Here is a 13,977-nt window from a genome sequence, read left to right as displayed (position 1 = left end):
GCGCCGAAGTAGGTGTCCCAGGTGTCCAGGTGGGCGTCGAAGTGGAGCAGGGCGACCGGGCCGTGCCGCCCGGCCACCGCGCGCAGCAGGGGCAGGGCGATGGTGTGGTCGCCGCCGAGGGTCATCAGGCGGGCGCCGGTGTCCAGCAGTTCCCCGGCCGCGGCCTCGATGGTCTCGACCGCCTCGTTGATGTTGAACGGGTTGGCGGCGATGTCGCCCGCGTCGGCCACCTGGGCGAGCGCGAAGGGCGAGGCGTCCTGGGCCGGGTTGTAGGGGCGCAGCAGGCGGGACGCCTCACGGATCGCGTTGCCGCCGAAGCGGGCGCCGGGCCGGTAGGAGACGCCGGAGTCGAACGGCACGCCGACCACGGCCACGTCCGCGCGGTCCACCTCGTCCAGGCGCGGCAGCCGGGCGAAGGTCGCCGGGCCGGCGAAGCGCGGGACACGGGAGGAGTCGACTGGCCCTCGGGGTTCGGTCATGTCCGCCGCCTTACCTTTTTCGGATGCACACGTAAAGATCCGGTCGCCAGAGTCTGCACAGGCGACGATCCGCACGACAATTGGAATGGAAACGAAGAGTTAGGCTCGCTTTGTGGAAGACCACAAAGACCCCCGGATGACCGTCGGCGAACTGCTGTCGTACCCGGCGCTCCGCATGCGCCTGCTGGCGGGCTCCGCGGGGCTGGGCCGCCCCGTCTCCTGGGCCCATGTCAGCGAGTTGGACGACCCCACCCCCTGGCTGCTCGGCACCGAGGTGATCATGACGACGGGGCTCGCGATCCCCCGCTCGGCGGCCGGGCAGCGGGCCTACCTGGAACGGCTCGACGACGCCGGGATCGCCGCCCTCGCCGTCTCCGCCCAGCTGCACGTGCCCCCGCTGCGCCAGGCGTTCTTCGACACCGCGGAGCGGCGCGGCCTGCCGATCCTGGAGGTCCCGCTGGCCGTGCCGTTCATCGCGGTGGCGCAGGAGATCGCGACCGCCGTCCGGGAGGACGTCGGCCACCGGCTCGGGGCGCAGCTCCAGGTCTTCGGGGCGCTGCACTGGCTGACCTCGGAGAAGCTGGACACCGCGACGCTCTTCCACCGCCTGGAGAGACTGTCGGGGTACGACATCCACTTGTGCACCCCGCAGGGCCGCCCTCTCCTGCCCGGCGTCCCGGCCCCCGACCCGTCCGCCATCCCCGCCTCGGTGGACGCCCCTCCCACCATCGCCGGCGGGTTCGCCCTTCCGGTGCCCTCGCCCGGTGGCACGGCGGGCTTCCTCATCGCGTTCGAGCGCGAGGGCACGCGTCCGGCGGGCCTCGCCGTCGTCCAGCACATCGCGACGGTGGCCGCGCTCCAGCTCGCCATGGTCCGCACCGAACGCGAGACGCTGCGCCGCGAGGGGGCCGAGATCCTCGCCGAGTTGCTCCAGGAGGCGCTCTCTCCCGCCGCCGCCCGGCGCCGTCTGCTGCGGCACTCCATCGAGGGCGAGATCGCCCTGACGGTGGTCAGGGGAGTGACCGAGGACGCGGTCCTCCAGGCCCTGGAGGACCGGCCGTACCTGCTGCTCAACCGCGGCGAGGACCGCTACGTCCTCGGCTCGCCCCGCCTCGGCGAGGCGATCGGGACCCTGCCGGGGGTCGCCGCCGGGACGAGCCGTCCCTTCCTCCCCGGCGCCTCGCTGCGGGTCGCGCAGCGCGAGGCCCTGTGGGCGGTCTCCCACGCCGCCGCGTCGGGCCGCTCCTTCGTCCGCTACAGCGACGACGCCACCGGTCGCTGGCTGCCGGACGACCCCGCCGCGCTCACCGCGCTGGTCGAACACGTCCTGGGCGAGGCGCTGCGCTACGACGCCGCGCACGGCTCGCGGCTCGTGCGGTCGGTGCGCACGTGGCTGGAGCGCGACCGCCGTACGGACGAGGCCGCCGCCGCCCTCCACATCCACCCGAACACGCTCTCCTACCGGCTGCGCCGCTTCGGCGAGCTCACCGGCCGCGACCTGTCCGCCACCGAGGCGTTCGCCGAGGTCTGGCTGGCGATCCGGGCCGCGGGACAGCTCGGCCTGCTCGACTGACCCGCCGCGGCCCGCCCGGCCGGAAAGGGCGGCCACCCCGGCGGTGGGCGGCGATGCCGGGCACGCCCCGCACGGCGGCGGCACGTCGACACTCGTCGCCGACGCACGACCGGGCCTCCGGGGCGTCGGCCCCCGAGGCAGGGCGCGCCGAGCGTGAGATCCGCGCGCTCCGCAGCCCAACCTTTCACCGGCGTGGCGTGTCACACCGGGTGAAGACACCACGGAAACGGGGGGAACATGAACACCAGCACCCGCATCGGCCGCGCCGGCGCGATCGGTCTCACCGCGCTCGCCGTGGCGGCCGGCGCCCTCGCCGCGACCGCGACCGCCGCCGCGGCGAGCGACTCGCCCGCCTTCCTCGCTCCGGAGGAGCTGCCGCCCCACCCCTCCTCCGCCTGGTACGCGGGCGAGGTCACCGGCGGCGTTCCGGACCCGCTGCCCTTCTGCTACGGCGAGGCCCTTCCCGGAGCCACCTCCCGGTACCGCGCGTTCTGGACGGAGTACGACACCAGCGCCCGGCAGGTCACCGTCGTGGAGCGCGACGAGGCACGGGCCAAGGACCTGGCCGCGCTGCTGAACGACGCGATCCGGCGGTGCGCGGAGCGGACCGAACAGCAGGACCCCGAGGTCACCGCCGAGTTCAGGTCCTACGGCAGGCTGCGCGTCGAGGACGGCGCCCGCGTGTACGGCGTGCACACGGCCCACTCCTGGGGCGCCTCCGACATCCACCTGTTCTCGGTGGGCCGGGACGGGAGGACCGTCACGGTCGTGGACTGGGGGCAGATGGGCACCTTCCGGCACGCGCAGGTGGCCGACTTCACGAGGACGACGGTCACGGCCGTCGCCAAGCTGTACTGACGGACGTGCGGGTGCCCCCGGCCCCCTCCGCCGAGGGAGGGCCGGGGGCACCCGCACGTGGTCCGGGTCCGCGGCGGACCGCACCTCGGCGCCGTGTCCGTCCTGGTGACCTCGGTCGCGCCGAACCGTTCGGCGGGCGGCCTCAGTTCTTCCCGGAGGCCACGACCTTGCGCACGTTCTCGATGCTTCCGCAGTCGGCGGCCAACTGCTCCTCGCGCGCCGTGGCGAACGCCTCTCCGAGCTGCGCGCGCCGTTCGTCGCTCACGTTCTCGCGCGCGTCGTTGAGCAGGGTGCGCTCCTCCTCGTCCGCGTGGTGGTTGACCGCCGTCACGAGTTCCTCGAGCTTCTCCTCCCACTCCTCCGAGGCGGTGTCCTCCACCTCCAGCAGGGCGAGCAACGCCTCGTTGGCCTCCTGGTGTTCGTGGACGCTGTGCTCGACGTCCTCGTCGTCCACGTTCTTGTAACGGCGCAGCGCCGGATAGACCTTCGCCTCCTCGGCGGCGGAGTGGGCCATCAGGAGGGCGGCGAACTCGCCCAACGCGCCCGCCCGGTCGGCCTCGACGTTGCGCATCGTCCGGAAGAGGTCCTCCATCTTCCGGTGGTCACGCAGGATCAGCTCGACGACATCGGTCGCTGAGGACGGCATACCGGTTCCTCCTTGTCGTGGACAACGGCGGTGATTCGGTCCGGCGGATACCCCGTATCCCGTGCCTCAGGCGTCCCCGCGCCACTGTCCGCCGGGGGCCGAACTCCGGTTCCCCGGCGCCCGGCATCATGTGGTCCTCGCCCGGTTCACCGGAACGTCGGCACGATCGACGGGAAGCGACGGGAAGCGACGGGAAGCGACGGGAAGTGACAGGAACCGACGGGAGGGGCATGAAGCCGTCTGCCAAGGCCGGATCGGCCCGCCTGGACCAGCTCGCCGAGACGGTGGTGGTGGCCGCGTGCGAGTTGGCCGACGCCGCGGAGCCGGGGGGCTGGAGCGCGGGAGCCATCGAGGACGCGGCCTGTGCCATGGAGGTGCTGGCCGGTGCTCTCGGCCGGCTCGATCCGGAGTGCGCCGACATCCTCTCCGTCGTACCGGTCGCCGTCGCGGCCCTCCTGGAGCGCACCGAGCAGACCCACACCGAGGACGCCGTGCCGGACGACGAGGTTCCGCGAACCGAGTCGGTCACGAGCGCGGCCCTGCGCCGGGCCCTGACCGCCCACGGCATCGTCCGACACCGCGTCCACCACCTCGGCCCCGCGCTGGTGACCGTGACCATGGCACCGGCCGACGCGCAGGCCCTGGCCGCCCTGCTCCTGCCGCGCGGCGCGCTCCCCCGCCGGGCGCGTCCCGTCGAGGCGGACGAGCTGTGGGGCGGTGGACCGGCCCGGACCGCGGCCGCCGCGCTCGCCGAGGCACTCGCCCCGCACGGGACGGGCACCTACGCCCGCGTCCTCGGCTCCGGACAGGTCAGCGCCGGCCTCACCCCCCAGGCCGCCCGGAGCGTCGTCGACGCGTTGACCGGTGGGACCTCCCTCACCCCCCGCCCACGCCGTCGCGGCCTCGGTCCCGGCTACACGGGGCCGTACACCGGACGGTGAGGGGAGGCGCCCCGCCCCTTCCGCGCGGGGACGGGGCACGGAACGGCACCGACCGGGGGCTGTCGGACGCCCGGAGGACCACACCACGGGCCCCGGCCGAAGTGCGCCGTCGCCGCCGCCGCTCCAGGATGGGTGACGTGACCGACGAAACACCGGCGCAGGCTCCGATCATCGTCTGGGGCGTGACCCACGGGGACCGGCCGTTCCGCGTCGTCCAGATCAGGGGCGAGCCCGCGGGGGTCGCCCACGACATCACCGACGTGGTCCGCCTGGCCTTCGAGGCCGGTCTGGGCCCGGTGGACCTGGACGACCCCGCCACCGTCCGGTGGGTCGGCGGGGGCAAGTACACCTGGGTCTGAGCGCGGGCCCGAGCGACCGGCGCCTCGGCCGGCACGGGCCGGGCACGGCCGCCGCGGGCCTTCCGCCACGCGTCGACGGCTCGCCGGGGATGTCGGCTCGGGGCAGGGAACACCGTAAAGACACTCAGTGCCTTTACGGTTGACACCGAGTGCCATATCGTGTGGCTGTTGCCGCTCCGTGAATCGGCACGGCCCACCCACGCGGCACATCAGTTGCTCCAGCCGAGCGCAGGGAGACGACATGGTGGTCAGTACCGTGATCGATGTCCGTGAGGACGACGCGGCGGTCGTCGACGGCGGACACGTCCCAGCCCCCTCCCCCACCCCCTCGGACACCGGCGGGGATCTCCGCGAGCCGCACCACGACGGGCTGTACTACCAGCGCTGCCGTTGGTGCCGGACCCCGGTCTTCAGACGCCTGCTGTGCCCCGTGTGCGCCTCCACCGACTTCGACCGGGAGGCCGGCGGCGGCACCGGCGTCGTCCGCCGCGTCATCTCCGTCGACCGGAGCGCCGGTACGCCGTGCACCGTCGCCCTGATCACCATGGACGAGGGGTACCAGGTGCGCTCCACGGTGACCGGCACGCCGCCGCAGGGCGTCCACACCGGAGCGCGGGTCCGCCTCGCCCCGGAGACCGCCCACGGACACCGGAAGCCCGTCTTCCGGCTCTGCGAGGACCCGTACGCCGATCACCTGCCCGCCGCGTGGCGTTGACCGGCGCCGGACGGCTCACCCGAAACGGCCCCGCACCGGCCCCACCGTCGAGACCACCCGCACCACGGCGGGGGCGCGCGGGGTCGAGCCGAACCCGAACCGCACCGGGGGGTCGACCGGCGCGAGCCCGCCCAGGTCCTCGCCCTCGAACGAGCCCGCCGCCGCGGTGACGGGACGCAGATCCCGCGCCCCGTACCACTCCCGGCGTCCCGCTCCCGCGCTTCCCCGCGTCCGCACCCCCGGCAGCAGCCGGGCCGGGAGGTCGGTCAACGTCGCCCAGGCCGGCCGGGCGGCGAGCGCTCCGGGCACGCACCGCAGCAACAGTCCGAGCGGGCCCCGCCGACCGACGGCGAACCGCAGCGCCAACGGCCCCGCCGCGACGCTCCAGACCGCTCCCGCCACGTGCACCGACGTCGGCACCACCCGCACCCGGTCGAAGCGGTAGACGCCGGCGACGAAGTCCGCGACCTGCCGGGTCGGGGCGAGCAGGACCCGCCGGCCGTCCGCCTCCTCCAGCATCACGTCGCTGAACGGCCCGAACGGCGACCGCACCCAGTGCCCCACCACCACCCGCGTACCGGAGGAGGTGCCGACGCCGGCGATCCAGCCGTCGAACCGCAGCGCGCCCTTCACCGCGACGGCCTCCCTTCCCTCGCCGCGCGGGCGGGGCCGGAGCGCTCCCGGTCGGCCCGGTCGGCTCTGTGTCCCGCCGAGGCGTCCATCGTCGGGCGGGCGGGGCCGGGGCCGCCACCGCGCTCCGGTGGCGGCCCCGGCCGTCTCCCGGACGGCTTCCCCGGCGGCGCGGGGCGTCACTCCGGACGGTGCGGCGGTGGTCGGTCGCCGTCCGGGGCGAGGGTGTCCCGCAGCAGTGCGGCCAGGTCGTCGGAGCCCACCCGGGCGAGTCCGTCGAACACGCCCGAACGGCGCCCCAGCAGCACCCCGACGAACGCCGCCACCACGATCTCGGCCCGCAGTTCGGGGCGGTCCCGTCCCTCCCGGGCGAAGCGTTCGCGCAGCGGCTCGACCAGCCGGGCGTACAGGGTGGCGCGCGCGGCGTCCTGGGCCTCCGGGTCGGCGTGCGGCTGGACGACGGCCCGGAGGAGGGGGCCGGGGCCGCGACGATCGACCCGTTCGAGGAGTTCGAGCAGGTACTCCGGGTCGAGGAGGTCGGCCCGGACGGTGTCGCCCCTCTCGGCCCGCAGCGCGGCGATGTAGAGCTGGGTCTTGCCGCCGAAGTAGCGGGCGATGAGCGCCGGGTCCACACCCGCCCGCTCCCCGATCTCACGGACCGTGGAACGGTCGAAGCCCTTCTCCGCGAACAGCTCGACCGCCGCCCGCAGCAGCAGTTCGCGGCTGCGGGCGGAGTCGCGGCGGCGCGCGAGCCGGTCGCCGCTCACCGGTCGGCCCGGACGGGTCGGGCGGGGCCGTCCTCGCGGAGCGGCGCCGGCCCCGCGTCCCCGGCGTCCACCGCCACGGCGGTCCGGGCTCCCGAACCGCGCGACCGGAGCAGGAGGAGCCCCAGCAGGGCCGTGACCACCCACACCCCGCAGGCCACCAGCCCGACCGTCCCGTAACCGTCGTTCGAGGGCAGGTCCCGCCCCGGGCCGGTGTGGGCCAGGAGCACCACGGCGCTGAGCGCACTGCCGGTCGAGTAGCCGACGTACTTCACGACGTGGTTGAAGCTCATCGCGCTGCCGGTCTCCTCCGCGGGCACGGCGCTCACGATCAGCCCCGGCATGACGGCCACGGTGACGCCGATGCCCAGTCCGGCCACGGCCATGGTGGCGAAGACCTGCCACAGGTGGTCGCGGGCGAACACGAAGGACAGCGCGGACACCAGGGAGACCAGGCAGCCGATCAGCATGATCCGGCCGAGCGGAAGGACGCGGTTCAGGGCCCGTACCAGCCAACCGGCCGCCAGACTGGCCACCGAGAAGGGCACCAGCACCAGTCCGGTGACGACGATGGACGCGCCGAAGCCGTGGCCCGCGCTCGTCGGCGTCTGCACGAAGCGGGTCACCGACGACATCAGCAGGTACATCCCCACACCGGCGATCACTCCGGTGAGGTCGGCCGCCAGCACCGCCCGGTCCCGCACCAGCCGCACGTCCACCAGCGGATGCGGCGTGCGCAGCTCGTGGAGGACCCACCAGACGAGCAGCAGGGCCGACCCGGCGGCCAGGCCGAGCAGACGGGCCGACGTCCAGCCCCAGCCCTCGCCCTGGGTGAGCGCGAACAGCAGCCCGGCCAGGCCGGCGGCGAGCAGCACCGCTCCGAGGACGTCCAGCCGGTGTGCCCGCCGTCGCGGAGGGGGCGGCAGGACGACGGCGGCGGCCACCAGGGCCAGACCGGCGGCGGCAGCGGCGAGCCAGAATCCGGCGTGCACGCCGAACGCCTCCGCGACGAGCCCGGTCACGGGGTAGCCCAGGCCCACTCCCACGGCGGCCGTCAGCGACAGCGTCGTCACCGCCGACCGCGCCCGCTCCGGGGGCAGGGCGTCGCGGGCGGTCGCCATGGCCAGCGGAGTGAGGCCGATGCCGAAGCCCTGGAGGGCACGTCCGGCGATCAGCCAGGCGAAGCCCAGCGGCAGGGCCGCCAGCACGCTGCCCACGAGCACCGCGGCCAGGCCGGCGAGCATCACCTTCCGGCGGTGCGGCCCGTCGCCCAGGCGTCCCATCGTCGGCGTGGCGATCGCGCCCACGAGCATCGTCACCGTCAGGGACCACTGGGCGTCGGAGACGGGGACGTGCCGGGTGGCGGCGATCGTCGGGATCAGCGGAGCGCCGAGGCTGCTGACGATCGCGACCAACAGGCCGAGGGAGACCAGCACCGGGACCAGCGCCCGCTGCCGCCGGAGGGAAGGTGTGCTCGTCCGCTGCACAGGCGGGGCCGCTCCTCTCGTCGTTTTGTCATCGCGTGATGTCTACACATGATGACACAGGACGTTCCAGGGGTCGCCCGCCCGGCTCCGGCGGCTCCCGCGCGGGAGGGGGCCGCGGCTCACACCGTGGTGGCGGCACCGCGGGGGCGCGCGGGGGGCGCGCGACGAACGGCGGCGTAACCTTTCTGCGCCGCGCGGCGTTGTACGGGCGTCACATGCACAGGAATTCGCTTCCCCCGCGGTTCCGTGACCGAGGGGCCTGAGCCCACACACCCCTCCCCCCGGCTCAGGTCCCTCGTGACATCTCGTGACGCCGTACGGCGCGGTCGAGTGGACGACGCGGCGTGGTTCCTCCCGCGGACATATGATCGTCCGCACACTGCTCTCATGATCATCACGTTCCGCCGCTCGGCGGGGATCGCCCTCCTGGCGCTGCTGGGCGGTCTCGTCACGGGGCTGTCGGCGCGCCCGTCCTCCGCGGCCGACGCCTGCGCCGAGTCGGTGCCCTTCACCTCGAACACGGAGGGCTACCGCGGCTTCCGCGTCCCGGCCGTGGTCGAGGTCGGCGGTGACGGCACAGCGGCCGACCCGGGCGTGCTCGTCGCCTTCGCCGAGGGACGCGTCGACTCCCTCGCGGACGACGGCGACATCGACGTGGTGGCACGCCGGTCGCTCGACGGTGGCTGTACCTGGGGCCCGCTGCGGGTGGTCGCCGACGCCGGGCGGGACACCATCGGCAACCCCTCCCCCGTCGTCGATCCGGCCACCGGCCGGATCGTGCTGCTGAGCTGTCGGAACGTCCACGGGGTGATGGCGCACCGCCGGGTGTTCGTCCAGTACAGCGACGACGACGGCGTCACCTTCTCGGCTCCCCGGGAGATCACCGGGCAGGTGAAGCCCGAGCACTGGAACTGGTACGGCACGGGCCCCGGTCACGGGTTGGCCCTGCGGCACGGCCCGCGCGTCGGCCGTCTGCTGGTGCCGGCCAACCACAGCCACCGCTCGGCGGCCTCCGCGTACCGCTCCGGCGCCCACTCGCTGTACAGCGACGACGGAGGGCGGACGTGGCACGTCGGCTACGTGGCCCAGCCGGCGGACGAGGACCTGCGGCTGGAGGAGAACACCTTCGCCGAACTGCCCGACGGCCGGATCTACTCCAACGTCCGCAACCAGAGCCCCACGTCGACCGCGACCCGCGTCGACGCCTACGCGGAACCGGGGGGCACGGCGCTGCTGACCCCCTACCGCCCCCAGCCCGCCCTGGTCGGGCCCGTGGTGCACGGCAGTCTGCTGTGGGTCGAGCCCCGGCCTCCGGCCCCGCCGTTCCTGCTCTTCGCGGGACCGGCCGACCCCGCGGGTCGGAGGGCGATGACGCTGCGCGTCAGCCACGACCTGGGCCGCGCCTGGCGCGACGGGCCGCGGTTGACGGAGCGCCCCGCCGCGTACTCCGACCTGGTCCGGCTCGACCACGACACCGTGGGGGTCCTGTACGAGACGGGCGGCCGGTCCCCGTACGAGACCATCGCCTTCGCCAGGGTGCCCGTCGCCTCCCTCGCCCCCTGACGCGTCCCTCCCGGTGGGTCCGGGCCCGGTGGTCCCGCGCCGGGCCCGGACGCGGGGTCAGGCCGGGTCCCCCTCCTCGGTGTCGGGCCGGTCCGCGGGATGCAGATCGGCCGGGAGGAGCTGCTCGGTGAGCAGGCGGCGGACCCTGGCGGTGCGGTCGGGGGCGTCGAGCCAGGAGTCCAGGAGCCGCCAGCCGTGGTAGTAGGCCAGGATGTACAGCGACATGCCCGTGGCCCGCAGCGAGTCCAGCGTCGCCGCGGTCTCGGCGTCGGAGAGCAGCGCCCAGCGGGACAGGTAGTCGGCGAGCTCGGTGTCCGAACGCCCCTCGGCGGCCAGGAACGCGGCGTTGGCCCGGACGCCGAACAGGATGTTCTGGGCGCGGTGGATCGCGGCGAAGTCGCTGCCGTCGGACCCGATGCCCTCCTCGGCGAGCACGTGGTCGGTCAGCCATCGCTGGGCCTCGTCGCCGGGGAAGACGATCTCCTGCGCGTGCAGGCCGAGCCCTTCGCTGATCACGAAGGAGGGCGCGAGCATGAACCGGACCTGCTGGTCGAGGAAGCCCCGCTCCTCCACCAGCACGCGTTCCTTGAGCAGCGACTCGGCGATGTGGCCGGGGTGGCCCTCGTGTGCCACCACGTACAGCAGGTCGGCCAGGTTGAACGGCCGGTCGCCGAGGTAGATGGTCGACCGCAGCCCTCCCTCGTAGTCCCCGGCCCCCCGGAAGAGCGCACCGGGCACCACGCGGCAGTCGACCACCTCGCCCTCCGGCAGGGGCACGATGGCACTGGTCCGCCGCCGGGTCTCGGCGACGGCCCGGCCGACGAGCGCGGGCAGCCGGTCCATCCGCTCCGGCGGCAGCGTGTGGGCCCGCTGCCAGGCGTACAACCGTTCCGTCAGCGAGCCGGTGCCCTTGGGCAGGGCGGCGTCCAGCAGGGCGTGCGCTTCCTCGAACGTCTCCTCCGGCAGTCGGTGCGCCGATATGCCCAGGCACTCGCGGGCCTGCTCCGCCGGCGGCGCGTCCTCCCCGGCCAACCGCCGGGCGACCGCCCGCATGGCCCGCACCTGCGCGGTCAGGTAGCGGACGCGCTCGGGCCCGAACGGCACCTCGTCCAGCAGCGCCTCGGCGTCGTCCACCAGTTTCCCGACCGGGGGAGGCTCCTCGCCCGCCACCTGTTCGCTCCACTCCCGCGGTCCCCGGTAGACGAGCAGCGTCCCCGTGGCGGCTCCCTCCATGCGCCCGTTGATGCGCAGGGCCAGTAACGCGTAGTCCCGCAGCCATTCCCGTGGTGTCACGGTCATCGGTCTCTCCTCCGTGTGGAAGTCGGATCCGGCAAGAAGCTAGACGTACGATTTTCCGTACGTCGTACGGAAGGAGTCCGGGATGCCGCGGCCACGTCCCTCGACGATCTGGTTCTCCCCGGAGCGCCCTCGAAAGCCCCGGCTGTCCCGGGAGCGGATCGCCCGGGCCGCGGTCGCGCTGCTGGACGTCGAGGGGGTCGCCGGCCTGTCCATGCGCCGCCTCGCCGCCCGGTTGGACGCCGGCACCATGTCGCTGTACGAGTACGTCGCCGGCAAGGAGGACGTCTTCGACCTCGCGGCGGACGAGGCCGTCGCCGAGATCGACCTCGACATCCCCGACGGGATGCCCTGGCGTGAGGCCCTCACCCGGCAACTGGTCCAGAGCAGGGACGTCATGCGGCGCCACCCGTGGCTGCCCACCCTGATGGCCACCCGTCCGATGCTCGGCCCACACGCTCTCGCGCGCTCCGAGGTGTTCCACTCCCTGCTGGTCGAGGCGGGACTGGAGGGGCCCCGCCTCACCGCCGCCGTGGGAACCCTGACCTACTACGTTCAGGGGTACGCGGCCATGGAGAGCACCTGGCGCAGCAGGATGCGCGACTCCGCGGCGGAGGCCGAACTCCGCCGTCGGGCCCGGGAACACCTCGACCGACAGCGGGAGAGCCACCCCACGCTGGCCCGGCACACCCGGCTCGACGACGCCGATTTCGACGGCTCGTTCATGCTCGGTCTCGAAATCGTCCTCGACGGGATCGAGGCAGGGCTCGGCACCTGATCTCATCGGTCACCGGCGGCGTCGGCACGGGGGCTCCGCCGTGCGGGGCGCCGCAGGGGATTCGCCCCGTCGGGCGACGGCGGGAACGGCACGCCGAACCCCGGTTTCCGAGGCGCGGCAGAAGATTTCGACATCGGTGCCGAGGGCGTGTCGCGTTCTTCGACGAACAATCCGCCGAGGGGTGGATATTAAGCCGAACGAAGGCGTCCGAACGAGCGAATCGGGTACGCGCGAATTGGCACCGTGAGCTGCGCGCCCATCTCAAATGGACGAATTTCCCCTCGTGTTGGGCCCATTCCCCGCATTCCGAGGAAGTAAAAATCTGTGCCCACCGGATCCGTCTGGGATTCGGCCCATCTCTATGGACAAGGATTCATGTGATGCGCAAGCTCACTCGTCGGGCCGTCGCCGGCGCCCTCGCCACCCCGCTGCTGCTGATCGCGTCCGCCGGCGTGGCCGTGGCCGACTCCTCCAGCTACGACAAGTACTTCACGAAGGCCGACGAGCACGGCGCCTGGACCGAGCGGGTAAGCACCCACGCCGAGACCCATGACGGCTGCGGTTGCGACCACGACGGCCACGGCAAGGACGGCGACAGCTCCAGCTACCACAAGAGCAAGACCAGCGCCGACAAGCACGGTGCCCACACCAAGAGCGTCAAGGCCAAGGCCTCCACCGGCGGAAACGGCGACCACGACGACAACGGCCACGACAACGGCCACGACAACGGCAAGGACGGCGACAGCTCCAGCTACCACAAGAGCAAGACCAGCGCCGACAAGCACGGTGCCCACGCCAAGAGCGTGAAGGCCCACGCCTCCACCGACGACAACGGCCACGACAACGGCCACGACAACGGTGACCACGGCAAGGACAACGGTCACGACAACGGTGACCACGACAAGAAGGACCACGGCAAGGACAACGGCCACGACAACGGCCACGACAAGAAGGACAACGGTCACGACAACGGTGACCACGACAAGAACAACGGCCACGACGAGAAGGACAACGGGTACGGCAAGAAGGACAGGGACCACGACGAGAGGGACAGGGACCACGACAAGAAGGACAACGGATACGGCCACGACAAGGGCCACGACAAGAAGGACAACGGTCACGACAACGGTGACCACGACAAGAACAACGGGTACGGCCACGACCACGGGTACGGCAAGAAGGACAACGGGTACGACGAGTACCGCAAGGACAACGGCCACCGCGGGTACGACATCTACACCGTGGGCAGCTACCGCCACGCCAACTTCGACTCCCTGTTCAAGAACATCTTCGGCTGAGGTCCGCCCATGCGGTCTCGACCGGACGGTCTTCGAGTCGTGACTCCGTGACCCTTCGCTTCGCACCATAGGAATGCGGCGGCGCATTCGCTCCACCGCATTCCGTACGCCGCTGGGGGTGGCTACGACCGAGCCACCCCCAGCGCACGTGTGAAAACCCCCGGAAAATCATCCGAGGGGTTCCGCGGGGTTCCGCCGCCTCCGTCCCGGCCCCTGGTCGGCTCCTTCTCGCCCATCGGTCCCCCGTCGGATCGCACGCTTTCCGAGGTCGTTCCGCTCGCATTCGCCCCGGGGACGCCGGAGCCTTGCGCACCACCTCGGGGCCGGGGTCGGAAGCGGAACTCCGCTTCCAGGACCCCGCGTTCGTGTCGTCACCGACCGCGCCAGGAGGCCACAGCGGGTGACGGGCGGGGGGGCAGGAACGCCGCGGGGCTCCGCGGGGATCGGTTCCCGCGGAGCTCCGCGCGTTCCCGGGTCCGTGCCGTCGACGGTGAGGCGCACGGCCTCGTTCACGCCGCCTTGTCGCCCTTGTCGCCCTTGTTCGACTTGTCGTCGTCGACGATCTCGGCGTCCACCACGTCGTCGTCGCC

The 13,977-nt window shown here is 73.2% G+C and carries 14 protein-coding genes; 8 read left to right on the top strand and 6 right to left on the bottom strand.

Translation table 11 applies throughout. The features are described from left to right. Positions 1-479, bottom strand: a 479-nt coding sequence (locus tag ABD335_RS24175) for an arginase family protein (protein ID WP_344327187.1), incomplete at its 3' end; no start/stop codon positions are given. Positions 480-591: 112 nt separating this feature from the next. On the opposite strand from ABD335_RS24175, the gene ABD335_RS24170 reads away from it, so the two are divergent. After that, the gene (locus tag ABD335_RS24170; RefSeq protein ID WP_344327185.1) at positions 592-2,052 is read left to right on the top strand and encodes a PucR family transcriptional regulator; all 1,461 of its coding nucleotides are present in this window, start codon (positions 592-594) and stop codon (positions 2,050-2,052) included. A gap of 237 nt (positions 2,053-2,289) precedes the next feature. Next, the gene (locus ABD335_RS24165) at positions 2,290-2,910 is read left to right on the top strand and encodes a hypothetical protein (protein WP_344327183.1); all 621 of its coding nucleotides are present in this window, start codon (positions 2,290-2,292) and stop codon (positions 2,908-2,910) included. A 142-nt stretch (positions 2,911-3,052) separates the two neighbouring features. On the opposite strand, the gene ABD335_RS24160 is transcribed toward ABD335_RS24165, so the two are convergent. Further along, the gene (locus ABD335_RS24160; protein ID WP_344327181.1) at positions 3,053-3,556 is read right to left on the bottom strand and encodes a hemerythrin domain-containing protein; all 504 of its coding nucleotides are present in this window, start codon (positions 3,554-3,556) and stop codon (positions 3,053-3,055) included. 230 nt (positions 3,557-3,786) lie between these two features. Between ABD335_RS24160 and ABD335_RS24155 the strand changes: the two genes are divergently transcribed. The 3 genes from ABD335_RS24155 to ABD335_RS24145 all read left to right on the top strand — a co-directional run bounded on the left by ABD335_RS24155 (position 3,787) and on the right by ABD335_RS24145 (position 5,571). After that, positions 3,787-4,497: a hypothetical protein gene (locus tag ABD335_RS24155; RefSeq protein WP_344327179.1), complete on the top strand. Its 711-nt coding sequence runs from the start codon at positions 3,787-3,789 to the stop codon at positions 4,495-4,497. 137 nt (positions 4,498-4,634) lie between these two features. Beyond that, positions 4,635-4,856 (top strand): hypothetical protein, encoded by a 222-nt coding sequence (locus tag ABD335_RS24150; protein WP_425583726.1) that lies wholly within the window; start codon positions 4,635-4,637, stop codon positions 4,854-4,856. Between the two features lie 241 nt (positions 4,857-5,097). Beyond that, positions 5,098-5,571, top strand: coding sequence for a Zn-ribbon domain-containing OB-fold protein (locus ABD335_RS24145; protein WP_344327175.1), 474 nt, complete (start codon positions 5,098-5,100; stop codon positions 5,569-5,571). Positions 5,572-5,586: 15 nt separating this feature from the next. Here the strand turns inward: ABD335_RS24145 and ABD335_RS24140 are convergent, their stop codons facing one another. The 3 genes from ABD335_RS24140 to ABD335_RS24130 all read right to left on the bottom strand — a co-directional run bounded on the left by ABD335_RS24140 (position 5,587) and on the right by ABD335_RS24130 (position 8,452). Further along, complete coding sequence (locus ABD335_RS24140; RefSeq protein ID WP_344327173.1) at positions 5,587-6,204, bottom strand: hypothetical protein; 618 nt, start codon at positions 6,202-6,204, stop codon at positions 5,587-5,589. A gap of 176 nt (positions 6,205-6,380) precedes the next feature. Continuing rightward, entirely contained in the window at positions 6,381-6,968 is a 588-nt protein-coding gene (locus ABD335_RS24135) for a TetR/AcrR family transcriptional regulator (protein WP_344327171.1), read from the bottom strand. Next, positions 6,965-8,452, bottom strand: coding sequence for an MFS transporter (locus ABD335_RS24130; protein ID WP_344327169.1), 1,488 nt, complete (start codon positions 8,450-8,452; stop codon positions 6,965-6,967). Before ABD335_RS24130 ends, ABD335_RS24135 begins: the two co-directional genes overlap by 4 nt. A gap of 387 nt (positions 8,453-8,839) precedes the next feature. Between ABD335_RS24130 and ABD335_RS24125 the strand changes: the two genes are divergently transcribed. After that, positions 8,840-10,015 carry a sialidase family protein gene (locus ABD335_RS24125; RefSeq protein WP_344327167.1) on the top strand — a complete coding sequence of 392 codons (1,176 nt, stop codon included), beginning with the start codon at positions 8,840-8,842 and terminating at the stop codon, positions 10,013-10,015. Positions 10,016-10,072: 57 nt separating this feature from the next. Here the strand turns inward: ABD335_RS24125 and ABD335_RS24120 are convergent, their stop codons facing one another. Further along, positions 10,073-11,314: a hypothetical protein gene (locus tag ABD335_RS24120; RefSeq protein WP_344327165.1), complete on the bottom strand. Its 1,242-nt coding sequence runs from the start codon at positions 11,312-11,314 to the stop codon at positions 10,073-10,075. A gap of 82 nt (positions 11,315-11,396) precedes the next feature. Here ABD335_RS24120 and ABD335_RS24115 point away from each other — a divergent pair, with 82 nt between their 5' ends. Both ABD335_RS24115 and ABD335_RS24110 read left to right on the top strand, forming a co-directional pair. Further along, positions 11,397-12,089, top strand: coding sequence for a TetR/AcrR family transcriptional regulator (locus tag ABD335_RS24115; protein WP_344327163.1), 693 nt, complete (start codon positions 11,397-11,399; stop codon positions 12,087-12,089). A 380-nt stretch (positions 12,090-12,469) separates the two neighbouring features. Continuing rightward, positions 12,470-13,387 carry a hypothetical protein gene (locus tag ABD335_RS24110; RefSeq protein WP_344327161.1) on the top strand — a complete coding sequence of 306 codons (918 nt, stop codon included), beginning with the start codon at positions 12,470-12,472 and terminating at the stop codon, positions 13,385-13,387. Positions 13,388-13,977 lie beyond the last annotated feature (590 nt).

Source organism: Streptomyces macrosporus (assembly GCF_039533145.1).
GTDB classification, from domain to species: Bacteria; Actinomycetota; Actinomycetes; order Streptomycetales; family Streptomycetaceae; genus Streptomyces; species Streptomyces macrosporus.
This window is presented reverse-complemented; position numbering and strand designations above follow the sequence as displayed.

Coding starts and splice junctions, on each gene's coding strand:
- ABD335_RS24165 (WP_344327183.1), top strand. CDS start 2,290: ATGAACACCAGCACCCGCATCGGCCGCGCCGGCGCGATCGGTCTCACC.
- ABD335_RS24160 (WP_344327181.1), bottom strand. CDS start 3,556: ATGCCGTCCTCAGCGACCGATGTCGTCGAGCTGATCCTGCGTGACCAC.
- ABD335_RS24155 (WP_344327179.1), top strand. CDS start 3,787: ATGAAGCCGTCTGCCAAGGCCGGATCGGCCCGCCTGGACCAGCTCGCC.
- ABD335_RS24145 (WP_344327175.1), top strand. CDS start 5,098: ATGGTGGTCAGTACCGTGATCGATGTCCGTGAGGACGACGCGGCGGTC.
- ABD335_RS24125 (WP_344327167.1), top strand. CDS start 8,840: ATGATCATCACGTTCCGCCGCTCGGCGGGGATCGCCCTCCTGGCGCTG.
- ABD335_RS24120 (WP_344327165.1), bottom strand. CDS start 11,314: ATGACCGTGACACCACGGGAATGGCTGCGGGACTACGCGTTACTGGCC.
- ABD335_RS24115 (WP_344327163.1), top strand. CDS start 11,397: ATGCCGCGGCCACGTCCCTCGACGATCTGGTTCTCCCCGGAGCGCCCT.
- ABD335_RS24110 (WP_344327161.1), top strand. CDS start 12,470: ATGCGCAAGCTCACTCGTCGGGCCGTCGCCGGCGCCCTCGCCACCCCG.